Source organism: Nonomuraea sp. NPDC050547, assembly GCF_044457345.1.
Classification (GTDB): Bacteria; Actinomycetota; Actinomycetes; order Streptosporangiales; family Streptosporangiaceae; genus Nonomuraea.
In genome coordinates this window covers 92800-117101 of record NZ_JBITGW010000012.1, presented here as the reverse complement: position 1 = coordinate 117101, position 24302 = coordinate 92800, and the positions used below count along the sequence as shown (strand labels likewise).

Here is a 24302-nt window from a genome sequence, read left to right as displayed (position 1 = left end):
AGGCCGTGACGGTGACCAGCCCCGTCCGACGTGAGAAGCGATCCCCCCGATCGGCGCCGGCGCACGGCGGCGGGTGGCGGGGGTGGGGCTGTGCCGTAAAGAATCATGATTCTGTTACCTATAGAGTTGCCGAGGTGAACAGTCTTCTTATCGGACGCTCAGCTGAGCTGAGGAGACTCGTTCGCGTGCTCGAAACCGCCGGCGACGGCACCGCCGGCGTGGCGCTCGTCGGGGGCGACGCGGGCATCGGCAAGACCCGCCTGACCTGCGAGCTCGTCGCGCAGGCCCGCGAGCGCGGCTTCAACGTCATGATCGGCCAGTGCGCCGAACTGGGCGATGCCCTCCCATACCTCCCGCTCGCCGACGCCCTGCGCGGCGCCGGCCCCACGCTGCGCGCCGCCATCGCCGAGCGCCCCGTCCTGGAGCAGCTGCTGCCGGGCAGCGAGACCGCGCCGTCGTCGGGCCTCACCCAGCAGAGGCTGTTCGGCTCGCTGCTGGGCCTGCTGGCCGCGGTGCAACCGGTCCTGTTCGTGATCGAGGACCTGCATTGGGCCGATCGTTCGACCCGCGACCTGCTGGTGTTCCTGAGCCGCATGCTCCAGAGCGAGCGCGTCTGCCTCGTCGGCACCTACCGCACCGACGACCTGCACCGCCGCCACCCCCTGCGCTCCGTCCTGGCCGAGCTCAAGCGCCTGCCCTCGGTGACCGCGGTGGACGTGGGCCCCATGCCCTCAGCCGAAATCTCCGACTATGTCGCCACCTTCGGTGACATGGACAGTCGCGAACTCGGCGAGATCGTCAGCCGCGCCGACGGCAACCCCTTCTACGCCGAAGAACTCTACGCCGCCCTCTCCGAAGGCGAGACCCTCCCCGACGGCCTGGCCAGCCTGCTGATGTCGCGCGTCGAGGTCCTCTCCGAGCCCGGCCAGCGCGTCCTGCGCGCCGCCGCCGTCGCCGGCCGCCGCGTCGAGGACGTGCTCCTGCGCGAGGTCTCCGGCCTGCCACTCGCCGACTTCGAGGAGGCCGTGCGCGAGATCGTCTCGCGCGGACTGCTCAGAGTCGACGGGTACGGCTACGCCTTCCGCCACGCCCTCCTCCAGGAGGCCGTCTACACCGACCTCCTGCCAGGCGAGCGCACCAGGCTTCACGCCACGTTCGCCACCTTGCTCACCGCGCCCGCCGAACTGGCCCACCACCACCTGGCGGGCCACGACCTGTCCGGTGCCCTGACCGCCTCCGCCGAAGCCGGCCGCCAGGCCGAACGCCTCGGCGCGCCCGCGGAAGCCCACCGCCACTACGACCAGGCGCTCAGCCTCTGGGACCGCGTTCCCGACGCCGAGTCCCTGGCCGGCGAGGGCCGCGCCGACCTGGCCCTGCGCAGCGCCATCATGGCCGCCGACAGCGGCGACAACCACCGCGCCGTCACCCAGCTCCGTGCCCTCCCGCAGACCTCGCAGGTCAACGAACGCCTGGCCTACTACCTGGCCGAACTGGGCCAGGACGACGCCGCGGTCCAAGCCGGCGAGACCGCCGTGGAAACCGCACGAACCCCCGCGGAACTCGCCCGCGCCCTGGCCACCAGCGCCCGCGCCCTGGCCTGGACCGACCGCCACGCCGAAGTCGCCCCCCGCGCCCGCCGCGCCCTGGAAGTCGCCCGCTCCGCAGGCGTCCCCGACGCGGAGAAGGGCGCCCTGATCAGCCTCGCCCTGCTGTCGGAGCTGGACGGCGACTTCTCCACCGCCGCCGCCCGCTACGAACAGGCCACCTCCCGCACCTCCGGCATCCTCGCCATGGACCTGCGTGCCGAGTTCGCCCGCGCCCGCCTGCTGTACGAGCAGGGCGACCTCGTCGAGGCCGCCTCCGCCACCGACAGCGGCATCCGGCTGGCGGAGGAGAACGGGCTGAACTGGAGTACGTACGGCACCGACCTGCGCTTCCTTCGCTTCCTCATCCATTACGTGGCCGGCGAATGGGACGACGCCGAACGTGTGGCCGGAACCTTCGGCGCCCGCGTCGGAACGGTCCCCGAGGCGATCCTGTCGTCGTTCGCCCTGTTCGTGGAGGTGGGCCGCGGACTACCCGCCGTCGGCCCCCGCATCGACTGGCTGCGCCCCTTCTGGTCCAACGACCTCGTCACCTACATGGCGCGCGGCCTCGCCGCCGAGGACGCCCTGTGGAAGGGCGACCCGACCGCCGCGTGGGAACACGTACGGGCCTGCCTGTCCCAGCTCATCCCCGCCGACCCGGCCAACCTGCGGATCTGCGCCACCGGATTGTGGGCGTTGGCGGAGCTGGGCCGTACCGACGAAGCCGACGACCTGCGCGAACGCGCCCGCACCGCCGTCGCGGGCCCGGACGGCAAACGCGGACCCATGGGCCTGGAGGGCCGCGCGTGGGCGCTGCGCGTAGAAGCCGAATGGGTACGCGTGCAGGGCCGCCACGACGTGGCCCTGTGGGAAAGGGTCGTGGAAGCGTTCGACTACGGCTTCGTGTACGAGACGGCCCGAGTCCGCTGGCGCCTGGCCGAAGCCCAGCTCGCCACCGGCGACCGTGAATCCGCGCAGGCCACCTGGCTGCTCGCCCGGGACGCCGCCGACAACCTGAAGGCGGTCCCGCTGGCATCGGCACTGGAGGAGTTCGCCCGCCGGGCCCGCTTCACCACCGCCTCGACCGACGGCTCCCTGACCGCCCGCGAACTCGAAGTCCTCCGCCTGGTCGCCGACGGCCTCACCAACCGCGAGATAGCAGAACGCCTCTACATCGCCCAGAAGACGGTGAGCGTCCACGTCTCCAACATCCTGGGCAAACTAGACGCCTCCACCCGCACCCAAGCCGCCGCCACCGCCCGCTCCCGCGGCCTGCTCTCCGACCAGCCCGCCTAACCCGATCTTCAGCTACGAGCCCGAGCAGCCAGATCGCGAACCACCTGAATGAGCTCAGCCGGATCGAACGGCTTGGTCAGATAGGCGTCCACCCCGATCCCCAGCCCCCGGCGCCGATCATCATCCTGCGCCCGAGCCGTGATCAGCACCACCTTGATATGGCTCGTAGCCTCATCACTCCGCAACCGATGCGCCGTAACCCACCCGTCCAGGCACGGCATCATCACATCCAGGGTGACCACGTCGGGCATGACATCAAGCACACGATCCAGACAGTCCGCACCATCGGTGGCCGTCTCCACCTCGAACCCCTCCAGGGTCAGGTTGACCGCGATGAGCTGCCTGATGACCTCGTCATCATCGACAACCAGAACTCTGCCCAGTACCTCGCCCACGGCCACGAAGCTAACCCGTGACGGGGTGGTCACGTGCGGTTTTCGATGGATGTGTGCCCGGAGCTTTATCGTGTGCGGAGTGGTGGCGGGATGCTGATAGCCTTAGGGCTCGTTGGAGCCCCCTTAGCTCAGGGGATAGAGCACCGGCCTCCGGAGCCGGGTGCGTAGGTTCGAATCCTACAGGGGGCACACTTCACCAGCCAGGCCAGACATCGTCTGACCTGGCTTTTTGCTTGATCGGCCGGGATATCGGTCATGCCACCTTGCGACAGCCGTAGACGCTAAATGACGACCGCCACGGGCAGCCCACGGGCAGACACCATGCTGGCTCATCACCGGCTACGAAGGGGTTGCCGCGCATAGGGCGCTTCGTCACTGTTGCGATGTGACAGCACCGGACAGGCCTGGCGCCAACCGTGATCACTCAGACCCGCGGACGCGTCGGCCGGCACAATCGCTACACCCTCAACCCCGACCAGCACCTGCCGGTGCGCCGCCTGATCGACATGTTCTCCGAACGCGACCTGCCCTCCGGCCCGCCCCCGCCGTACCAGCCCTGAAAGCCCATACCGCCGTCCGCGAGGTCCTTCGGGCGGGCGGGGGCGCTGGCCCTCCTGCTCGCTGGCACGGTGAGCCGCGAGTTGGGGTGAGCGTGAGAAGTGCGTCCCATGGCCCCATCGAACATCAACGATGATTGGGCCATCTACCAGGCGCCGGTGCCTTCGGCCAGGCGGGTGAGCTCGGCGCGGTGCGCCTCCAGAACGGCGGCGATGGCCTCGGGCGGGATCTCATCGCGCAGGTCGACGGCGGCGCCGCGGTAGCTCTCCCGTACGGCATCGCGCGCGCGGACGGTGTGCTCGTGAGCGGAGCGGGCCGGCAGTAGCGGATATCCCCGCCACCCCGCGGGACACTCGGGGCCATCAGCATGGACACGCGCAGGGACGTCCCGGGAGACAGCGGTCGCAGGGGAGCAGGCCATCGAGGGGGGACACCGGCCAGAAGCCAGAGTCAGGGCAGCCGGTGGTTTCTGCCTGCCGGATCCGCGATGGGGATGTCAGACGGCCTGCGCGGCGAGGACACCTGCCGTCTGACACCGCCAAGCTGGGGCCTCTACCTGGGAGGGAGCGGCGGCCAGGGGGAGTGCGGGCCGGCAGCCTTGGCGTCGATGGTGGGGTGACGGCAGACGGACCAGCCGTGTGACGGTCTCTGGTAGTGGTCGATCTGGCCCGACGTGGCACTTGCCCGCAGGGCTCGCGGAGTGACCTCGTGGTCAGGTCGGCATGGGTGGCGGCTTCTGGATGAGCGCGATGTTCATCCAGAAGCCGGCCGAGGCGAGCACCATCATCAGAGTGGCCATCGCCTTGTCTTCGTAGTGTTTGGCGACCTCGATGTACAGGTCGTCCGGTACCCGTTCCTCGCCACGCGCGCCGGGCCGGAAAACGGCGTCGGTCAGCGCCAGCGCGGCCCGCTCGGCATCGGTGAAGTACGGCGCGTCCCACCAGGTCGCCACGGCGGCGATCCTGGCCTCGGACTCGTCCGCCGTACGCAGGTCGGCTGAGTGCCGCATCACCTGGTAGGTGCTGCCGACGATCTGGCCTGCGCGCAGATAGACCAAGCTGGTCGTGCTCGCCGGCACTGAGCCGTTGCCGGTGGCCTTGACCAGGATGCCGGCCAGCTCCTGGATCTCGGGCAGGTGTGTGTTGACGTCGGGGATCCGTGCTCCCACGGTGTCCTCCATGGTGCTGGGAGATGGTGTCACCCCTATGAGCCCTCGCGTGCCGGCGACGTGACAGGTGGCGGAGGAATCCCGGCGGCGTCGGCGAACCGGCGGACCCGCTCGGGGTCACGGAGCCCGTCGATGGCGATGATCCGGTCGCCCGCGACGGTGAACACCAGCGCGGCGAACGGCCGGCCGTCGACGGTGACCAACGCGCCGACCACACCGTTGACCAGCACAGGGTGCAGCCGCCCGCCGTTCGCGCCGCGGACTTGCCTGGCCACGGCCGGCGCGCCGCGGACGACACGCTGCCCGTCGGTCCCGAAGTCGGAGGTCCAGACCACATCGGGATCGAGGATCTGGACCAGGGCGTCGAAGTCACCGCCCCGTGAGGCCGCGTAGAAGGCGTCGACCACCTGCCGCCGCCGCACCAGATCCGGGTCGGGCGAGGGGAGCTCGGCGCCGTTCACCCGGCGCCGAGCCCGGCTGGCCAGCTGCCGCGCGGCGGCCGGCGTGCGACCCACGATCGCGGCGATCTCGGCGAACGGCAGCTCGAACATGTCATGCAGCACGAACGCCAACCGCTCGGCCGGACTGAGCCGGTCGAGTACCACGAGCAAGGCCAGCCCCACCGAGTCGGCCATTAGCGCCTCCTGCTCGGGGTCAAGATCGCCGTCCACGATCGCGACCGGCTCGGGCAGACGCGGCTCCTCCCGCCGCCGCCGGGAGCGCAACATGTGCAGGCATTCCCGAGCCACGACGGTGGTCAGCCAGCCGCCGAGGTTGTCGATCTGGTCCGCGTCGGACCGGCCGAGCCGAAGCCAGGCATCCTGGACGGCGTCATCGGCCTCGGCCATCGAACCCAGCATCCGGTAGGCCACCGCCCGCAGCCGGGGCCGGTGCTGCTCGAAACGCTCGGCCAGCCACTCGGTCTCCTCCATCGATCACATCATCCCCTCGTCAAGGCTCAAGGACATGAACCTGCGAAGGCGCCGAATGTGACAGGAGAGCGGCTGGGGCGCTTGGTCGCCCTGATCGAGCCGTGAGATCGACCACCTCGACAGGATCGTGAACGGGGTGGCGGTCAGTCGAACAGATCGCGGCGGTATGCCTCGCCGACCGCGCCGGCCCGGTCGCGTACCCCGAGCTTGTTGAAGATGTGCACCAGATGGGTCTTGATGCTGGCCTCGCTGATGAACAGCCTGCTTGCCGCCTCCCGGTTGGACGCGCCGTCCGCGACCAGTTTGAGCACCTCCAGTTCGCGCCTGCTCAGCGGACCTGGCACCGGCCTGCGAATCTGCTTCATCAGCCTGCTGACCAGGGACGGCGACAGTACCGACCTGCCTTCGGCCGCGGCGCGCACCGCGTCGAGCAGCTCCGCGGTCGGTGCGTCCTTGAGCAGGTAACCGACCGCGCCCGCCTCCACGGCCGGCAGCACGTCGGCGTCGGAGTCGAACGTGGTGAGCACCAGGATCGGCAACCGCCGGTTGCCCTGGAGCAGTCGCCGGATGGCGGTGACGCCGTCCATTTTCGGCATGCGCAGGTCCATCAGCACGACGTCCGGCCGCAACGTGGCGATCCGCGCGATGGCCTCTTCACCGTCGCCTGCTTCGCCGACGACGGTGAAGTCCGGCTTCTTGCTGAACGCCGCGCGCAGCCCCTCCCGCACGATGGGATGGTCGTCCACGATCAGCAGCCGGATCGGGCCGTCGGCGGTCATGGCCGGTCCTCCACGGCTGTTTGCGGGACGCTCACGCTGATCGCGGTGCCGTCTCCGGTCATGCTTTCCACCTCCAGGTCGCCACCCACAGCATGCAGCCGCCGGCGCATGGCCTCCAACCCGAAGCCCGGTTGCCGCACCGCGCCCGGATCGAAGCCGACGCCGTCGTCACGCACGTCAAGCAGCACCACCTCCCCCAAGTAGGACAGGGTGAGCCCCACCCGGGTCGCCCGCGCGTGCTTGGCCACGTTGGTGAGCGCCTCCTGCGCGGCCCGGAACAGGGTGATCTCGATGGCGGTCCGCAGCGGCACGGTGTCTCCGGTGACCTCCACCGTGATCGGCACCTCATGGGACTCCGACCAGCGCCGCGCCATGCTGGACACCGCCTCGGGCAAGTGGGAGCTCTCCAGCTGGCCGGGCCGCAGCGCCAGCACCGAGCGGCGGGCTTCGGTGAGGCTGCCGGTGGCCAGTGACTCGACTCGGTCGAGGTGGAAGCGCCACCGCTCGGGTTCTCCTGCGGACTGCCGCACCGCCCGTACGTGAGTGACGATGCCGGTCAGACCCTGGGCGAGGGTGTCGTGGATCTCGCCGGCCAGCCGCTGCCGCTCCTCCAGCTGGCCGGCCTCGTGAGCCTGCACCAGCAGCAGGTCCTGCAGACCGGCGTTCTCCGCGAGCGCGGATTCGAGCCGCCGGTTGGCCTCGGCCAGCGCGAGGTTGGCATGCTGCTTCCTGCCGTCCTCGACCGTGGCGATCCAGCCTGCCACCGCCACCGGTACGAAGATCCCGATCGGCAGGATGTAGACAAGGACGTCATCCGGTACGCCGACGGTGAGCAGGGTGGCGTACTGGCTGATCGCCGTCACCGACACGGCGACCAGAATCCAGTGCGCGGCGAACATCGCGAACGCGTAGAGGTAACCGATCCAGGAGAACGCGAAGAACGCCGGGCTCCTGATCACCAGGAGCGTGCCGATGGCAAGCAGCCCGGCGTAGAAGACCAGTACCAGCCTTGGGTACGCGGCACGGTTGGGCAGCAGCCACGCCGAAAGGGAGAGCCAGCCCAGTGCCAGCGCGACCAGGCCCAGCGTGCCCGCCGTCCGCCGGCCGTCGACCGGCCCGGCGAGCAGGCCGAACACCACGGACACGACCAGCCCGGCAGCGCCCAGCGCCGGGAACAGCCACCGATCCCGGAGGTCGGTGGCCGTGGCCCGGCTGACGAGCCGGACGAAGCGGTCTGGTCTCATCGGACTCCCTCGTCTACTCCCATCGGAACAGCTTGACTGCGATCATGCCGAACACCACGGTGATGACGAAGAGGGTGATCAAGTGGCTCGCCGCGGGAAATTCTCCGCTCCACGAGTCCCGCAGCCCCTGCATGGCCGCTCCGAGCGGGGTGTACTCGCTGATCCGGGCGATGCCGGGAGGCATGGATTCGGTCGGCATGGCCACTCCGCTGAGAAACAGGCTGGGGAAGAAGACGAACAGCCCGATGCCGGTGGCCGCGTTGCCGGTTCTCGCGATCGAGGCGACGAACAGCCCGAGCGCCAGCAGCGCCAGCACGCCGAGCACGAATGCCACCACGACTCCCGTGACGTTCTTCGGCATCGTCCAGCCGAACGTCAGGTTGCCCGCCAGCGTGACCAGCAGCAACGTCGCCAGCGCCATGCCACCGCTGACGATCAGCTGGGCGACCAGCACCATCGCCGGTTTCGTCGGTGTGGTGGCCAGCCGGCGCAGGATGCCCTTCTCCCGGTAGCCGGCCAGAGTGGACGGCATGATCAGGATGGACATGATGGCCAGGGTCAGCACCAGCACCATGGCGGGGAAGTAGTTGAGCAACGAACTCCGCATCGCCTCAGGGGTGCCCGCCGGGTTCAGGATGACGCCGAACACCACCACCAGCAACAGCGGCAGGCCCGGCACGAAGAACACCGATTCCGGTGCCCTGACGAAAAGCTTGAACTCGGTGAAGGTCAGTTTCCGCAGTGCGCGCATCCGTGCCACCTCTCTCAGACCTCGAACGTGCGGCCGGTCAGCGTGACGAAGGCGTCTTCCAGGGTGGCCTGCTCCACGCGCAGGTCAGCGGCAATGATCCGGTGACGGGCCAGCGTGGAGACGACGGCCTGCAGTACCTGGCCGTTGCCGGTCACGACCACGTGATCGCCCGCTGTGAGCACGTCCGTCACCTCGGGGAGATCGCTGAGCAGCCCGTCCGGCAGCGCCGCCGAGGGGCGGAACCGGACGCGCTGCTCAGCCCCCACCCTCGCCACCAGGCCGGCCGGGCTGTCCAGCGCGGCGATCCTGCCGTCGCAGAACACCGCGATCCGGTCGCAGAGCCGTTCGGCTTCCTCCATGAAATGGGTGACCAGGATGACGGTGACCCCACGCTCCCGTATCTCCTCGATCAGGTCCCACGCGCCCCGGCGCGCCTGCGGGTCGAGCCCGGTGGTGAGCTCGTCGAGCACCGCGATCTCCGGGTTGCCGATCAGCGCCAGCGCGATGAACAGCCGCTGTTTCTGACCCCCCGACAGCTTCCCGAACGGAGTGTTCCGCTTGTCGGTGAGCCCCCAATCCCCGAGCAGTTTCGCCGGGTTCACCGGGTCGCGGTAGAAGGAGGCGTACAGATCCAGTGCCTCCCAGACTTTCAGCCGCTCGGGCAACTCGCTCTCCTGCAGTTGCACCCCCACGCTGCTGCGCAGCCGGCGGTCGTCACGCTGCGGGTCCAGCCCGAGCACACGGACCGTGCCGCCGTCCGGCCTGCGCAACCCCTCCACACATTCCACGGTGGTGGTCTTGCCCGCCCCGTTGGGGCCGAGAATGCCGAAGATCTCACCCTTCTCCACGGTGAACGACACATCCTCCACCGCGACCTTGCCGCGATACCGTTTGTGCAGGTTGCCTACCTCGATGACCGGCATCTGCCCGCCTCCTCCGCACCCGTTCCTTCCAGGACACCGACGAGACTGCCGGGGAAGGCGCCGGTACGGATCGCTCCGGCGGCCACTCGATGGGTTGAGCCGCGGCATCGACCTGACGGCCACACCATCAGCCGAACGATGGATGCGTCCCCAGCGGCCTGGAGCGGGCACGAGGATCATGCCACCTCTTCTCCTCGAACGCCTTCGGACCGATCGCATCAAGAATCTGCCCGCGGAGGTGGTACCCGATGGCCGCTTCACGAGTCGGCCGGCGGCGACCGCGTCAGCGAAGGTGAGCAGGCCAGGGCCGGTGACCTCATATGTCTGGTCGGCGTGCCCCTCGCCGGTGAGCTCCGCGACCGCTACGTCGGCGTCCACGAACGGCTCGCGGATGTCACCGACGGGCAGGATAGGACTCAGACGCTCGCGAGGACGCTGTCCCGCTGGCTGGACGGCTTGCCGGCGCGGGAGCGGACGAGGCGGACGAGACGGGAGAGGAGGACGGCGGCGCTGCTGAGCGCGCCCGCGGCGGCGAAGACGTAGAGCGCGAGCCACACGTAGGTGATCTGCTCCAGCGTTCCCGCCCTGTTCATGACGACGCCGAACAGGTCGGCCAGGCCGAAGAAGAACGCGATCGGCACCAGGTACGGCACCAGCCGCACGCCCACCCGCCAGACGGCCTTGCCTTCGCGGCGGTGGGCCCAGCGGCCGGACCGCAGGACGCCCATGACGCCGAGGCCGAGGACGAGGACGCTCAGGCCGGCCAGCCAGTAGTCCGCGGACATGGTGAACGGCTCCTGAACGGAGTCGGCGCGGCCTTCGAGGATGTCGATCAGGCCGTCGCTGATCAGGAGTGCGTCGTCGCCGGAGACCATGCCGGTGTTGGTGACGACGGCGATGCCGTACTTGCTGTCGGGCAGCAGAGTTTGCGCGGCGTTGTGGGTGAGCAGCCAGCCGGTGTGGCGCAGCTCAGGTGCTCCGCCGAGGGTCTTGCCCGCGGTCCAGCCCATGGCGTAGGTGCTTTCGGCCACGCCGGAGGGGGTGTGGGTGGTCTTCAGGATCTCCTCCGTCAGGACACGGCCGCCGCCGTTCTGGGCGACCAGCCAGCGGCCCAGGTCGTCGGCGGTGCTGACGACCCCGGCGCCGCCGTTGATGAACCAGTTCGGCTGGGAACGCTCCAGGACCTGGCCGTAGGCGCGGATGTAGCCCGCGGCCTGGCCGGGGAGCTGCGAGGTGGTGTTGACGGTCGCGGTCGACTTCATGCCGAGCGGCCCGAACACCCGCCGCGCCATGTAGTCGGCGAACGGCACCCCGGCCACCACCTCGACCAGCCGCGCGGCGACGGCGAAGTTGGGATTGTGGTAGGCCATCTTGGCGCCCGGGTCGCCGGCGAGCGGGTAGCTCGACAGCATCCCGACGGCGTCCTTGAGCGTGGCCGGCGCGTCGAGCGCCAGCTCGGGGAAGCTGCGGTCGCTCATCCCCGAGGTCTGCTGGAGCAACTGACGCACGGTGATCTTCGTGGCGCGGGCGTCGGCCAGGGTGAACTCGGGGAGGTAGGACCGCACCGAGGCGTCCAGGTCGATCTTGCCCTCGTCGACCAGGCGCAGCACTCCCACGGCGGTCAACGACTTGGACAGCGAGGCCAGCGGCATCGGGGTGCTCTTGGTGATCGCCTCGCCCTTGGCGGTGTGGCCGTAACCCGCGACCCGCACGATCTGGTCGCCCTTGGTGACCGCCACCGCGGCGCCCGGCAGACCGGTTCGTTCCACGTAGTCGCGCACGTACGTGTCGATCGCGCCGGCGTTCAGGTCACCGGTCCGCACCGCTGCCGCCGAGGCCTGCCCCGCGGGCACTCCCACCGCCAGCAGCACACCGGCCACCGCGGCGATCTTCCGCATCATGTTCATGGACTTCCTTCCAAGATTTCCGTCTGCCAGGAGGAGACGGTAGGAGTTCACGCGGGTACGGCGTAGTGCGCGATCGTCGGGTGGTTACCCCGGCTTTCGTCAGGTCTGGTCTTCGTCCCCGCCCAGGGCCCGGTCGGCCTGTGCGGTGCCGAGTTCGAGCCCGAAGGCGAGCGCGTCGCGCGAGCCATCACCGGCGGAACGCCGCTGATGGAGCCGTTCCAAAGCCGTCAGTCGTCGGGCAGGGCGCGCACGGCGCCCTTGTCGGCAGACAGGGCCAGAGCCGCGTACGCGCGCAAAGCCATCGAAACGTGCCGCTGAGGGCGGCGTGGCCGGTAACCCGAGCCCTCCCGGTCGACGCGGCGGGCAGCGAGCCCCGGCTCGGACACCTGAAGGTGGAGAGTACGGGCCGGGATGTCGACGGTGATCAGATCGCCGTCGGCGACCAGGGCAAGCGGTCCTCCGGCGGCGGCCTCGGGTGAGACGTGGCCGACGGACAAGCCGGAACTGGCGCCCGAGAAGCGGCCGTCGGTGACGATGGCCACGGAGTGGGCGAGCCCCCGGCCCGCGAGGTAGGCCGTCGGATACAGCATCTCCTGCATACCCGGACCGCCGCGCGGACCCTCGTAGCGGATGACCAGCACGCTGCCCGGGCCCACCCGACCGGACAGGATCGCGTCCACCGCCTCCTCCTGGGAGTCGGCGACCACGGCTTCGCCGGTGAACACGGTCATGTCGTCGGGGACGCCGGCGGACTTGACCACCGCCCCGTCCGGCGCCAGATTGCCCCGCAGCACGGCCAGCCCGCCGTCGGCCGAGTAGGCGTGGGCGATGTCGCGGATGCAGCCCGAGGCCGCGTCCAGGTCCAGCGACTCCCAGCGGGCCGACTGAGAGAAGCCGGACGCGGAGCGGACACCCCCCGGAGCGGCGAGGAAGAGGCCGGACGCCTCCGGGGAGGGCACGGGGGCGCGCACGTCCCAGCTGGACAACCATTCGGCGAGTGAGCCGGCGTGGACGGCCCAGACGTCCTCGCGCAGCAGCCCGGCGCGGTGCAGCTCACCCAGCAGGGCGGGGACGCCGCCGGCTCGATGGACGTCCTCCATCAGGTACGCGCTGCTCGGGGCCACCTTGCACAGGCACGGCACCTCGCGCGAACGCGCCTCGATGTCGGACAGGCCGTAGTCCAGCTCGGCTTCGTTGGCGGCGGCGAGCAGATGCAGCACGGTGTTGGTGGATCCGCCCATGGCCAGGTCCAGGGCCATCGCGTTGTCGAACGCCGCCCGGGAGGCGATCGCCCGGGGCAGCACGGTGGCGTCGTCCTTGCCGTAGTACCGCTCGGTCAGCTCCACGACCGTCCGCCCGGCCTGCTCGTACAGGGCTCTGCGGGCGGTGTGGGTGGCCAGGGTGGTGCCGTTGCCCGGCAGGGCCAGCCCAAGAGCCTCCAGAAGGCAGTTCATGGAGTTGGCCGTGAACATTCCGGCGCACGAGCCGCAGGTCGGGCAGGCCGCCTCCTCGATGGCCGCCATGTCGGCATCGGAGACGGCGGGGTTGACCGCCTCGGACATGGTGGTGACCAGGGTCAGGCCGGTACGGACCGTGCCGTCGGACAGCACCGCCCGGCCGCCCTCCATCGGGCCGCCCGAGACGAACACCGTGGGGATGTTCAGCCGCAGCGCGGCCAGCAGCATCCCCGGGGTGATCTTGTCGCAGTTGGAGACGCACACCAGCGCGTCGGCGCAGTGCGCCTGGACCATGTATTCGATGGAGTCGGCGATCAGCTCTCTGGAGGGCAGCGAGTACAGCATCCCCGCGTGGCCCATGGCGATGCCGTCGTCGATCGCGATGGTGTTGAACTCCCGCGCGATCCCGCCCGCCGCGCCGATGGCCTCACCGATGATGCGGCCTACGGGCTGCAGATGGGTATGACCGGGGACGAACTCGGTGAAGCTGTTGGCTACCGCGATCACCGGCTTGACGCCGATGTCCCCGCCGGGCACGCCGGAGGCGCGCATCAGGGCGCGTGCCCCGGCCATGTTCCGGCCATGGGTGACGGTGCGGGATCTCAACTGTGGCATGCCCAGATCCTGGCGGCGTGCCGGCGTACAGCGAAGACGCCCCGAGTGCTAGTAGTCCTGCTACCAGTACCTATCCTTCGTCCATGGGAACGGCGGCGGAGCGGCGCAAGGAGCTGGGCGACTTCCTGCGTGCCAGGCGCGCCCGGCTCGACCCGACAGCGGTCGGCCTGCCCCCGGCCGGTCCCCGCCGGCGTGGCGGCCTGCGCCGCGAGGAGGTCTCGACCCTCTCCCAGGTCAGCGCCACCTGGTACACGTGGCTGGAGCAGGGCCGCGACATCCAGCCCTCCCGGCAGGTCCTGGACGCCCTCGCCCGCACGCTGCTCCTGACCTTCGCCGAGCATGCCTATGTGCTGTCCCTGGCCGGATATGCCCCACTCACCGAGCCCGCAGAACCGGCGGCCCGCACCGCTCCCGGCCACGTGCAGCGACTGCTCGACGCGCTCGCCGGATTTCCCGCGTACGCCATCGCGCCCGACTGGACGATCGCCGGCTGGAACGCCGCCTACCTTGACCTGTATCCGAACGTGGCCACCGTCGCTCCGGAGGAACGCAATCTGTTGTGGCTGGTGTTCACCGATCCCTACGTCCGTGATCTGCTGCCGGACTGGGAGGTGACAAGCCGTCGTTTCGTCGCCGAATTCCGGGCCGAGGCCGGGCCCCGGCTCGGTGACCTCGCCGGCTCCCCTGCCATCCAGCGTCTGCTGGCGACAAGTGCGGCCTTCCGTACGGCCTGGCAGGACCACCACATCGAGGGCTTCGCCTCCCGGATGCGCGTCTTCGACCATCCGATCACGGGTGTGCGGCACTTCGAGCACCACCGCCTGGCCCCTGCCGACCACCCCGACCTGCACGTGGTCATCTACACCCCAGGATGTTGACGCGACGGCGCGGCCTCGCCTTGCGATCCTCCGTGCCCGGCGCGTGGTTGCGAACCGGGCGGCGTAAGCAGGCGTGGTCCATGCCCGGGTGCCGGGGCCGCAGGAGCCGGGGAAGCGCGGGCCGCTGCCCCGTGCCGCGGGCGGCTACGCAGTGGCCGTTCGGGGTGACCTCGCTCGCAGCGAGTAGAGGATCGGCAGGTAGGTGTCGCCGAAGGGGAACCGGGAGGCGCCGTCGGGTCCTTGGGGCAGGATGCGACGTCCGGGGAATTCGGCCTCGGTGTGCTCGACGAGCCGGTCGACGATCAGTCCCGCTCCGGCAGCCGCTGTGACGATCTCGCCCACCGAGTGCGGGTACTGGACCACCTCCTGTGCGGTCATCGGCAGGTCTGGGTCCGCGTACGTGTCCGCTACGACCTCACGCTGGGGCTCTCCTCCGCCGTAGGGCCAGTCGGCCACGAGCGGTTCGTAGGTGGCCAGGGTCTGGAAGGCGGGATGTAGGTCGACCAGCACCAGCCTTCCCCCTGGCCGCAGCGCCATCGCCGCACCACGCATCCACGCGTTAAGGTCCCCGATCCAGCACAGCACCCCGTAGGTGGCGATCACAAGGTCGAACCTGCCCGCCAGGCCGGACGGCAGGTTCTGCGTGTCGGCCTCGACGAAATCGGCGGTGAGCCCGGCGAGCTCAGCCAGCTCGCGTGCCCGGACGATAGCCGTCGACGAGAAATCGACACCGGTGACCCTGGCACCCAGACGGGCCCAGTTGAGTGTGTCCATGCCAAAGTGGCACTGCAGATGCAGCACATCCTGGCCGCTCACATCACCGGCCAGCTCCAGCTCGATCCCGTAGAGCGTCTGCCGGCCCGCCAGGAACGAATCGACGTCGTAGAGCAGGTCGTTGGGGGTCGTGCCGTGTGCCTGGGCACGGGCATCCCAGAGGGCACGATTCGCGGCGAGCCCGTCAGCGGGAAGGATTCCGTTCATGTCCGTAGTGTGGCAGGCCGATTGGAGCGAGCGCCGACACCTGGTGGGTGTTGAGAGCGGCTTGCGTGCGGGACGCCACCCGTCCCTTCCCCAGAGGTCAGGCAGCGACCGGCAAGTGCCGGAAACCGCGGATCGACGCCGACGACCGCAGGCATGCATCGCCCGTGCGCCGGAGCCCGGGTAGCCGGCCGGCCAGTGCCCGCAAGGCGACCTCCCCCTCGATACGGGCAAGCTGCGGCCCCAGGCAGCGCCTGAACGCGCTGCAGCAGGCGATCGAGCGCATCGGCCGAGCCTCGCTGCCCTGATCCGGGCGGTGACAGCTCCGGCGGCGGGGCGGACCGCTTCAGCCGATGGTGGCGCGGCCGCGATGTCATCAGGGTCACAGGAGGCCTGCCTCGAACACCAGGATCGCCGCCTGCACCCTGCTGCCGAGGTGCAGCTTGGCCAGGGCGCGGCTGACGTGGGCCTTGACGGTGGTCTCGGTCATGGACAGCTCGCGCCCGATCTGCCGGTTTGACAGGCCGCGCGCGATGGCGAGCACGACCTCGTGCTCGCGACCGGTCAGCCCGCCAAGAAGCCGCTGGGCGGCATCGGCCCTGGTGGCGTCGCGTCGTTCGGCGAAGGCGCTGATGAGTCGCTTGGTGACGGTGGGAGCCAGCATGGCGTTTCCCGCGGCCACGGTGCGGACGGCGGCGGCGAGGTCGCCGGGCGGGGTGTCCTTCAGCAGGAACCCGACGGCGCCGGCGCGCAGCGCCTCATGCACGTACTCGTCGAGGTCGAACGTGGTGAGCATGATGACCTTCGGCGCGTTGGGCGAGGCGGCGATGCGCGCGGCGGCGGTCAGGCCGTCGGTGCCCGGCATCCGCACGTCCATGAGCACGACGTCGGGGTGGTACCGGCCGGCCGCGGCGACAGCCTCCTGCCCGTCGCCCGCCTCCGCGACGACCGAGATGTCGCCGGCGGACTCCAGGATCATCCGCAGCCAGGACCGCACCATGCGCTCGTCGTCGACGATCAGGATTCTGATCATGCCGGGTTCTCGATCCGCTCGGTGGGGAACGTGGCCGTGACGGTGAAGCCGCCCGTGGGGCCGGGGATTGTATGGAGTCGGCCACCGAGCAGGGCGACCCGTTCGCGTAGACCCAGCAGTCCAAGGCCGGCGCCTGGGAGGGATTCCGTGGCGCGCGGGCCGGCGGGCGGGCCGTTGGCCACGACCACCTCCAGATCGCCGGGACCATAGCGCAGGACGATGTCGACGTCGCACTCTCCCACGTGCTTGTGAACGTTGGTGAGAGCCTCCTGCACCACGCGATAGGCGGCGCGCTGCGCGGCTTGCGACACTGGCCTGGGGTCGCCTTCGTCATGGCGGCGCACCCGGAGTCCGGCGGACCTCGACTGGCCGAGCAGCCGGTCGAGGTCGGCGAGCGACGGTGGTGGGGCGTGGCCGTCGAGGGACTCCGCGGTACGGAGCACGCCGAGCACCTCACGCAGGTTGGCCAGCGCCTCCCTGCCGGTTGCCCTGATGCCAGCGATTTCGGCGGCTATGTTCTGGTCCTGGACGCTGACCTCCAGCGCGCCGGCGTGCAGCACGATCAGCGACACCCGGTGGGCGAGAACGTCATGCATTTCCCGCGCGATTCGCGTGCGTTCCTGTGCCCGCGCCTGCTCGGCGCGGGCTGCCTGCACGCGCTCCAACCGCTCCGCGCGCTCACGCAGCCCCGCGAGCACCTGCCTGCGTGCGCTCACCCACAGGCCTGCCACCAGCGGCAGCACGACCGCCCAGACGAGATTGGCCCCGACCTCCGTCAACACCCAGCGGTCACCGGGTAGCGGCAGCGCGGGCCGTACCGCGACGAGGGCAGTGGCGATGGCGACGTACGGCGCGACGAGGCGCCGCCGCGGCTCGCCCGTCACCACGTAGTACGTCGCCACGGTGAGAACATGCCACTGCGCGAGCAGCACGCACGCGGCGGCGCCCAGCGCGATCAGGGGCCGGCGCCGCCTGCGTCCCGCCGATGCCGCCGCCCCGCAAACGATGGCGAACAGCACCCGCATCGGCTCTGAGAGCGCCTCGGGCACCTGGTCGGGGGTCGGCAGGCCGACCGACAGTACGGCCACGGCCAGGCCGAGGGCCCAGGGCGCCAGGCGATCGACGACCAGGGCCGCCTCGGCCAGCATGCGGCGTTCCAGCGACGTACTTCCCACATCCCCGAGCGTATGGCCAGGCAGGTTGTGCGAACGTGGTCCGTTCGCGACGGCACCCCCGACGAAAGTCGCAGCCTGCGACGGGCCCCGATCGACTGGCGGACGAGGCGCCCGCTTGAGGACCGGCGGCAGAGTGCTCGTCATGCACAGCAGAACACGACGTTTCGTCGTCGCAACCGTTGCCGCAGGAGTGCTCGCCGCCTCCACCGGAGCCGCTGCCGTCGACGAGTACTCCAGGGCGGACTTCCGCCGCGATCTGGCGGCGCTCAGTGCCGCGGGCGTGGTCGGCGTCCAGGGGCGCGTCATCAGCGCCGACGGCCGGCAGTGGACGGCTGTCGGCGGCGTCGCCGACACCCGGACAGAACGAGCGGTCTCGGCGCGCGGTCACTACCGCATCGGAAGCAACACCAAGACCTTCGTGGCCGTCGTCGTCCTGCAGCTCGCCGCGGAGGGCAGGCTCGGTCTGGACGACAGCGTGGAGAAGTGGCTTCCCGGCGTCGTCAGGGGCAACGGCAACGACGGGCGGAAGATCACCGTCAGGCAGCTGCTCCAGCACACCAGCGGCCTGTACGACTACATGGCCGACATCGCGCCGGGCGACGCCGAGTCGTTCGAGCGCGAAAGGCTTCGGCGCCACACACCTGAGGAGCTGGTCGCCGTGGCCATGCGCCACGCCCCGGGAAACGGCGCCTGGTCGTACTCGAACACCAACTACGTCCTGGCCGGAATGATCATCAAGAGGGTGACTGGCAGGGAGTGGGGTGAGGAGGTCGGCCGCCGCATCATCGGCCCGCTCGGGCTCAAGGACACGAGAGTTCCAGGCGACGAAACGGGCATGCCCCGGCCGTACGCCAGGGCCTACCAGCAGTGGCGGCCCGGAGGCCCGCTGACCGACGTCACGGTGCACAGCCCCACCTCCTACGCCTCGGCGGGCTCCATGATCAGCACCACGGCCGACCTGAGCCGGTTCTTCCGCGCGCTGCTCGGCGGCAGGCTGCTCAAGCCCGCGCAGCTCGCGCAGATGAAGAAGACCGTCACGTTCTCCAACGGCGTCGCGATCGGGTACGGCCTCGGCCTCTACCGGAACAAGCTGTCATGCGGCGGCGAGTACTGGGCCCACGGCGGCAACACCGCGGGCTACATCAGCCGCGAGGGCTTCTCCGCCGACGGCAGGCGCAGCGTGGCCCTGTCCCTCAGCGGCGCGGCGGGCAGGCGCGTCGAGGACTACCAGAAGATGCAGGCGATGACCGACCAGGTCATCGACGACGTTCTCTGCGATGTGCCCGCATGATCGAGGTGGTGGGCCTGACCAAGAGCTACGGGGACACCGTCGCGGTCGACGGACTGTCCTTCAGCGTCCCGCCGGGGCGGGTCACCGGGTTCCTCGGCCCGAACGGGGCGGGAAAGACGACGGAGAGAATGTGACCCTTTTGTTGTGGTTCGGGTGGGTCGGTGGCAGGGGTGCGGCAACGGTGTGCGTTCGATCGGGGGACGTGGGAGAGGGTTGCGGGATGGTTGCCGGTGGTGCTGGCCGGTGGGGCCAAGATCGGATTTGCGGGGCCTTACGCTGGCTCTAAGGAAGGGAGGTGCTTGCACCTCGGACCGGTACCTCCTCCCGGCCCCGCGAATGCGATCTTGGGGGGGTCCCCGCCGGACGGCTCCGGAAACGATCCCGAAACGCTCTCCGCTGTAGGTGCGCTACGGGTCTGCTGTTGGAGTTTGTTGGGGTGTGGTCTCGGCTGCGAGTGCTTTCATCCACGCTTGTTCGCCAACGAGAGGGATGCCGTTGAGGTGGAGGTCCATGGCCGTCTGGCGGTAGGTGAAGCCGCGTTGATGGTAGCGGCGGAGAACTGCCTGCCATTCGGCAGAGCCAAAGTCGAGTTCGGGTTGGTGGGGGGCTAGCGGGCCGAACGCGAGGCTTTTGGTGTAGGGCCAGGCTTCGTAGGGGATCATCGGGCGGTCGTTGAGGAGTAGGCAGCCGTTGACCTGGCCGCGTGTCCACCGTCGCTTTGCAAGGTCCGCAAACCGGGCTTGCCATTCGTCGGTGTACCAGAGGTCGGGGAAGCGGGCGGCTGGGTCGGGTAGCTGGTCGGCGGGGATGATGTCGCGTAGCCGCATGAGGGTTGCCTCCTTGGCTGAGGTGGCGGGGGGTGGATGCGCGACAGGGGGCCTCCGGGCGGACGGGGGATCAGTCCGGAGGCCCCCTGCGTGGTGCTCCCTGGCTGGCACCTGGCCAGGGCTTACGGCTAGCCGGGGGCAGCTAGCCGCGTAGTGTCCCCGCTCCGGGCAGGCGTGGGGGCGGAGCGGGGTGGGTGCGTACTCCGTCGACGCCAGTGGGGAGTACGCAGTGCCCGGTGTCCCTCGCGCTGCCTCCCCATGCGGGGGCAAGAGTCACCGGGGGCTTGAGGGGCGCGTGCCTTGCTGTGCGCCACCAGGGCACGCGCCCCCGGTGGTCCCGCCTGACCTGACCGGCCCCGATTCCGGCAAGGCTGGGCGGGGGCGGGTGGCTAGTCGTGCGGGGGGTAGCAGCGCAGACAGAGATGGTCTGAGCAGCGCCGCATGCAAGCGGGGTGGTTGCACCGGTGCCCGGTGAGGCAGCGATGCACGTAGAACGGATGCTCGTCAGAGACCTCGGGCATGTCGTGGTCGATGCCGGTGTCAGCGCTGTTGCAGGGTGCTTGCTGGGTGGTCATTGGGGCTTCACCGCCTCGGCTCCGTACACGGCTTCGTACTCGGCTTCGGCAAGGCCACGGGTGCGGTGCTGGGCGGCCAGCGCGTCATGCCGGGCGGCTATGCGGGTAGCGGCGGTCACGGGATCGTCAGCCGGGACACTTGCATACACGGGCTTACTGCCTCGGTTGCCGTTGATCCACGTGAACCCGTTCCCGTTGCACGTGGTGGTGAGTCCTCCCCAGACCGCCACCCACGCACACGTATTACTACTGGCCAACAGCTCACACCTAACGCCACGTGCCAACAGCTCCACGACAAGGCGTCGGGCAGCGTCATAGGGGCGGAGATGAGGGCTTGGGGACGGTTCGGGGGGCTCTGCGGTGGGGGTCCGAGTTCTGCACGCCGTGTCCGATACGACATACGTTGGGAGAGCGGGCCGTGATTCGTTGCGCCCTCTGGTCTGGGCAGTAGTCTGGTCGGGCATCGGTACTCTCCAAAGCGATCGATGCGATTCGGACCCCCGTCCGGGGCGGTGTTCCCGCACCGTGGCCCTGAGGCGGGGGTCCGCCCTCATGCCCCCGTTTTAGGGGGGCTAAAGTTGAGGGTAAGACATCGTTACCGCCTGTCGCAATAGGGGGGCTAAAACGCGGTGGCTGGCCAGGAGGCAACGCCCGGATGGATCTGAAGACATTGCGGGAGGTCGCACAGATAAGTGATCCGGTCGAACGGGCACGCGTACTGAGCAGACTGATGACGGAAGAGCAAGGTCTTGTCACTGAAGCAGCCAAGATGAGACGTCAGGCCATTGCAGAAGCAAGAGAAGGAGGGATGAGCTTGGAGGACATCGCGGGACAACTTGGGGTTTCTCCCGGACGAATCTCGCAAATGCGAAAGGGTCCAGCGGCTCGCGCGCCAGAGGGACCGGCCGCCGCCGCGCCAAAGGTGCTTGTGCAACGCGCACTGCCAACGGAACCTGCTGTGCGCGGTTCGAAGTCGCTGTTTCTGGCCGAAGCCGAGCGACAGGGCTTGGAAGCTGGGCGACGGATGCTGTACGTCGGCTTGGAGCCCGCAAGTGATCACGTTGCGGTCTGCCTACAGGTGGAGCCAGGCACGGACATCATCGCTCGCCGGAAGATGATGACAGTTGGTGACGTGCCCGTGAGGATCGCGACCAGCTACTTTCGAGCTGACTTGTTCGGAGACACACGCATCGCCGAACCGGAGTTTGTCCAGCCTTCGCTCCAGTCGGCTATCACCGCTCTCGGGTACGCCTTCGGGCATGCGGAGGAGAACCTCACCGTCCGTCCACCAACGCCCTTCGAACGCGAGACTCTGGAACTTGAGTCAGGCGAGTGGATCGTTCAGGTCCTCCGCGCCAGCTACTCCAGCGAAGGCACGGCTATTCACGTGCTGGAGACGATTTGCGCTGGAAGTCGCCACATTTTCCCGATTGGGCAAGTCACCGGGTACGACGAGTTCTAGAGGCAACTTCGCGCGGTAGATCGGCCCCCACGAATCTAGGCTCGTGGGGGCTCTTCTGTGTACAGATCGGGCGCGGTGCGGCACGTGGTCGGCGGGAGCGTGGGGGCCTGCCAGTCTTGCCGGAGGCAACCCCGTAGGGGCTGCGGAACGCATGTGGAGCTAGGGTGGCCGGCGCGCACGCGGCCAAGTTCATCTGCGGAAATGCGTCCCGCGGAATGGTGCCTGAAGGATCTTGGCGGTTGTCCGGCAAGGGATGAGAGGGCGGGTTCGTGTGCGCGCCGTTCGTGCGGTGCTGGCCGCCCGCGCACCGGTGACCGGCCGCCAGGCCGCATGCTCCGGTGCGCGGCGGGTGCGGCCTGGGAGCGCGGCACGGGCGGCGCGGCGGCGCGGAGCGCCGCCCTTGATACCTATAAGAACAATTCGGCAATGAGACGTGGACGGTACGCGGGTGAGGTCCGGAGTGATAAGCATGGGGTGTGCTTGAGACGCTTGCGAACCTGGCTGACACGTGGGGCATGCAACTGGCGCTTTTCGGCATACTGCTGCTCCTCTTCCCGGCGGCCGGGAAGCGCTATGCGGACGCGTTGCGGGACGTGTGTGCTGTGTGTTGGCAGCATCGGCTGGTTGTTCTGTTGATCGTGGTGCCCGGCGTCTTCATCCTGGTTGCGCGAGAGATGGCTTTGACGTTCGCGCTGGGCGGGATCTTGTCTAGCACGGCCCTGTGTGCTGCGACGTTTCTTTACAGTCACCGGCCGTGGATGAACGTCGTGCGATTCGGGCTGTTGGGCGGTGCGCTGGTCGGCTCGGTGATCATGCTTGAGCTGGGGATGGCTCTGGCGTTCGCCGTAGCTTGTGGCGTGGTCTTTGTCACGGGAGGCGCGGCGATGCGTATGGCTGGCAATCACAAGGGGCTGAGGGTCGGGCGGCGCGGCGTGATGATTGCAGGCGCGCTGGCGGTCCTGGCGTTTGTATAGCCGGGCAGACGGCCAGTCGGCGGACCTACGAGTAACCGGTCTGGAGCAAGGAAACGGCCGACGTCGTCCTCGGGGTGCAAGGGCGGCCGCTAGTCGGTTGACGCGGGATGTGCCGGTCGCCCTTGCCCCCACGTGAGGTCGGCTCCCCCTCCAGAAGCCGACTCCGTACCACCCATAGTTACCACGCGGGTGTTTTGGGTGACGGTCGAATCGCCGTGCTGGGTGTCACGGGGGGAGCATGAGCGCGAGCGGTGTGTGGGCGTCGGCGCTCATGCCACGACGTGGTCGGCTTCTCGTCGCAACGCGACCACTTCTTTCTGTGTAACACGCGGCGACAGGCTACGAACAGGCGCTTGCCGAACGTTGACCTGCGGCGCTGTAGCGGGTCACGAAGTGGCCCTATCGGCGGAGAACCCGAGGGGTGTCCCCAAATGCTTGTGATCTTGAAGTGTGATGCAGATCACAGTCCGTGCCATTTGCGGCCTACAGTAGAGCTGTAACCCCGATTTAAGTGGCACTGCAATGGCATTTCCGCAGGTCAAACCGGTCGTTTTCGGATCATCTGCACAGAATCTACGCATGTTCGAGAGGCCGATGTCCATATTGGCCATTCAAGGCTCTGACCGAAATATGCATTATGGACAGTTAAGCAACACTTGACGCACAAATGCACAAGCTAGGGGGTTGTGCCGTCTGAGCTGGCGAGTTAGAAAGTAGGCTCGGACTCGGCGAGCCAGGGAGATTGGATGAGTTTACGAGACGGGCTGCCAGTGGAGTTTAGGGCCGTATTCCCCCATGGCGTGTACGTGGTCGGGCCGGTAACCCCGGTTTCGGACTACGACCTGGGCACGAAAGAACGGCCGGTACAGAAGCGCGACCCGCAGACGGGCGAACCGCTCTGGGCGGTTCCGATCATGGACGCGGACCCGGAAGCGCGGGCGGCGGACAAAACGATCAACCTCAAGATCACGAGTATGACGGAACCGATCGTGCCCCCGGTCCCGGCGCAGATGGCGGCGCTCGGGCTGCACTTCGTGCCGGTGGAGCTGGAAAATCTGACGGTGCGGCCTTACGTGCCGGACGGTTCACGGCGCGTCGAATTCACCGTGAAGGCCCGTGGCTTACGGCTGGCGGGCACGCCGGTCGCGGGCGGTCAGAGCAGGGCGGCGGCGGGGACGCATTCGCGTCCGGCTGCTGAGGGCAGCGCGTAGCGCTGTCGTGCTTGTGGGCGCGGAGCGCCTGCTTGCGGGTGGGCGCGTAGCGCCTACGTGCTTGTGAGCGCTGGTACGGCAAGTGGCTAGGCAAGTCCCGTGAAGGTGTCCGGGCAGAACAGATGACCTCGGCGGGTGCCGGGATGAGGCGTCAGGCGATCGCGTGGGGCGGGCCTGGACGCGTTTCGTGTCGGGCGGCGGCGGCCGGAAGGGCTGCCACGTCTGGTTTTCGGTGAACGTGACGTGACGGCGTTCGCGTGCCCTGTCACCCTCGCGCGGGTGGCGGG

The 24302-nt window shown here is 69.1% G+C and carries 22 protein-coding genes, 1 tRNA gene and 1 pseudogene; 9 read left to right on the top strand and 15 right to left on the bottom strand.

All coding sequences use genetic code 11. The features are described 5' to 3' along the window. The first annotated feature begins 134 nt into the window (after positions 1-134). Positions 135-2882, top strand: a complete 2748-nt coding sequence (locus ACIBHY_RS28870; RefSeq protein ID WP_397308258.1) for an AAA family ATPase — start codon at positions 135-137, stop codon at positions 2880-2882. Positions 2883-2890: 8 nt separating this feature from the next. Here the strand turns inward: ACIBHY_RS28870 and ACIBHY_RS28865 are convergent, their stop codons facing one another. Next, positions 2891-3277 (bottom strand): response regulator transcription factor, encoded by a 387-nt coding sequence (locus tag ACIBHY_RS28865; RefSeq protein WP_397251938.1) that lies wholly within the window; start codon positions 3275-3277, stop codon positions 2891-2893. Between the two features lie 117 nt (positions 3278-3394). Here ACIBHY_RS28865 and ACIBHY_RS28860 point away from each other — a divergent pair. After that, positions 3395-3466, top strand: a tRNA-Arg gene (locus ACIBHY_RS28860). Between the two features lie 227 nt (positions 3467-3693). Then, positions 3694-3837: a hypothetical protein gene (locus tag ACIBHY_RS28855; RefSeq protein WP_397308256.1), complete on the top strand. Its 144-nt coding sequence runs from the start codon at positions 3694-3696 to the stop codon at positions 3835-3837. A gap of 143 nt (positions 3838-3980) precedes the next feature. On the opposite strand, the gene ACIBHY_RS28850 is transcribed toward ACIBHY_RS28855, so the two are convergent. From ACIBHY_RS28850 to ilvD, 10 genes are all read right to left on the bottom strand, one after another. Then, on the bottom strand, positions 3981-4256 hold the full coding sequence (locus ACIBHY_RS28850; protein WP_397308255.1) for a hypothetical protein: 276 nt from the start codon (positions 4254-4256) through the stop codon (positions 3981-3983). Positions 4257-4547: 291 nt separating this feature from the next. Continuing rightward, on the bottom strand, positions 4548-5003 hold the full coding sequence (locus ACIBHY_RS28845) for a carboxymuconolactone decarboxylase family protein (protein ID WP_397257969.1): 456 nt from the start codon (positions 5001-5003) through the stop codon (positions 4548-4550). Positions 5004-5038: 35 nt separating this feature from the next. Continuing rightward, positions 5039-5935: a sigma-70 family RNA polymerase sigma factor gene (locus ACIBHY_RS28840; RefSeq protein ID WP_397308253.1), complete on the bottom strand. Its 897-nt coding sequence runs from the start codon at positions 5933-5935 to the stop codon at positions 5039-5041. Between the two features lie 143 nt (positions 5936-6078). Beyond that, complete coding sequence (locus ACIBHY_RS28835; RefSeq protein ID WP_397257965.1) at positions 6079-6714, bottom strand: response regulator; 636 nt, start codon at positions 6712-6714, stop codon at positions 6079-6081. Further along, positions 6711-7958, bottom strand: a complete 1248-nt coding sequence (locus tag ACIBHY_RS28830) for a sensor histidine kinase (RefSeq protein WP_397308251.1) — start codon at positions 7956-7958, stop codon at positions 6711-6713. The genes ACIBHY_RS28835 and ACIBHY_RS28830 overlap by 4 nt, the downstream gene beginning before the upstream one ends. Positions 7959-7971: 13 nt before the next feature. Then, a complete protein-coding gene (locus ACIBHY_RS28825; RefSeq protein WP_397257960.1) occupies positions 7972-8709 on the bottom strand; it encodes an ABC transporter permease in 738 nt (245 codons plus the stop codon). Between the two features lie 14 nt (positions 8710-8723). Continuing rightward, positions 8724-9632 (bottom strand): ABC transporter ATP-binding protein, encoded by a 909-nt coding sequence (locus tag ACIBHY_RS28820; RefSeq protein WP_397308250.1) that lies wholly within the window; start codon positions 9630-9632, stop codon positions 8724-8726. Between the two features lie 416 nt (positions 9633-10048). Continuing rightward, positions 10049-11539: a serine hydrolase domain-containing protein gene (locus ACIBHY_RS28815; RefSeq protein WP_397308249.1), complete on the bottom strand. Its 1491-nt coding sequence runs from the start codon at positions 11537-11539 to the stop codon at positions 10049-10051. Positions 11540-11638: 99 nt separating this feature from the next. Then, entirely contained in the window at positions 11639-11761 is a 123-nt protein-coding gene (locus ACIBHY_RS28810; protein ID WP_397308248.1) for a hypothetical protein, read from the bottom strand. 5 nt (positions 11762-11766) lie between these two features. Next, positions 11767-13611, bottom strand: a complete 1845-nt coding sequence (gene ilvD, locus ACIBHY_RS28805; RefSeq protein ID WP_397308247.1) for a dihydroxy-acid dehydratase — start codon at positions 13609-13611, stop codon at positions 11767-11769. An 83-nt stretch (positions 13612-13694) separates the two neighbouring features. Between ilvD and ACIBHY_RS28800 the strand changes: the two genes are divergently transcribed. Then, a complete protein-coding gene (locus tag ACIBHY_RS28800) occupies positions 13695-14489 on the top strand; it encodes a helix-turn-helix transcriptional regulator (RefSeq protein WP_397257952.1) in 795 nt (264 codons plus the stop codon). Between the two features lie 144 nt (positions 14490-14633). Here the strand turns inward: ACIBHY_RS28800 and ACIBHY_RS28795 are convergent, their stop codons facing one another. The 3 genes from ACIBHY_RS28795 to ACIBHY_RS28785 form a co-directional block, all read right to left on the bottom strand. Next, positions 14634-15470, bottom strand: coding sequence for a class I SAM-dependent methyltransferase (locus tag ACIBHY_RS28795; protein WP_397308246.1), 837 nt, complete (start codon positions 15468-15470; stop codon positions 14634-14636). A gap of 379 nt (positions 15471-15849) precedes the next feature. After that, the gene (locus ACIBHY_RS28790) at positions 15850-16500 is read right to left on the bottom strand and encodes a response regulator (RefSeq protein WP_397308245.1); all 651 of its coding nucleotides are present in this window, start codon (positions 16498-16500) and stop codon (positions 15850-15852) included. Beyond that, entirely contained in the window at positions 16497-17675 is a 1179-nt protein-coding gene (locus ACIBHY_RS28785) for a sensor histidine kinase (RefSeq protein ID WP_397308244.1), read from the bottom strand. Before ACIBHY_RS28785 ends, ACIBHY_RS28790 begins: the two co-directional genes overlap by 4 nt. Before the next feature lie 142 nt (positions 17676-17817). On the opposite strand from ACIBHY_RS28785, the gene ACIBHY_RS28780 reads away from it, so the two are divergent. Both ACIBHY_RS28780 and ACIBHY_RS28775 read left to right on the top strand, forming a co-directional pair. Beyond that, positions 17818-18966 (top strand): serine hydrolase domain-containing protein, encoded by a 1149-nt coding sequence (locus tag ACIBHY_RS28780; RefSeq protein WP_397308242.1) that lies wholly within the window; start codon positions 17818-17820, stop codon positions 18964-18966. Further along, positions 18963-19088, top strand: a pseudogene (locus tag ACIBHY_RS28775) (ATP-binding cassette domain-containing protein); the annotation flags it as partial. The gene ACIBHY_RS28780 and the pseudogene ACIBHY_RS28775, both read left to right, overlap by 4 nt. A gap of 285 nt (positions 19089-19373) precedes the next feature. Here the strand turns inward: ACIBHY_RS28775 and ACIBHY_RS28770 are convergent. Further along, a complete protein-coding gene (locus ACIBHY_RS28770) occupies positions 19374-19793 on the bottom strand; it encodes a hypothetical protein (protein ID WP_397308241.1) in 420 nt (139 codons plus the stop codon). A gap of 1230 nt (positions 19794-21023) precedes the next feature. Between ACIBHY_RS28770 and ACIBHY_RS28765 the strand changes: the two genes are divergently transcribed. The 3 genes from ACIBHY_RS28765 (at position 21024) to ACIBHY_RS28755 (ending at position 24015) form a co-directional block, all read left to right on the top strand. Next, positions 21024-21830 carry a UTRA domain-containing protein gene (locus ACIBHY_RS28765; RefSeq protein ID WP_397308240.1) on the top strand — a complete coding sequence of 269 codons (807 nt, stop codon included), beginning with the start codon at positions 21024-21026 and terminating at the stop codon, positions 21828-21830. Between the two features lie 476 nt (positions 21831-22306). After that, complete coding sequence (locus tag ACIBHY_RS28760; protein ID WP_397308239.1) at positions 22307-22804, top strand: hypothetical protein; 498 nt, start codon at positions 22307-22309, stop codon at positions 22802-22804. A 746-nt stretch (positions 22805-23550) separates the two neighbouring features. Further along, a complete protein-coding gene (locus tag ACIBHY_RS28755; protein ID WP_397308238.1) occupies positions 23551-24015 on the top strand; it encodes a plasmid replication, integration and excision activator in 465 nt (154 codons plus the stop codon). The last annotated feature ends 287 nt before the right edge of the window (positions 24016-24302 follow it).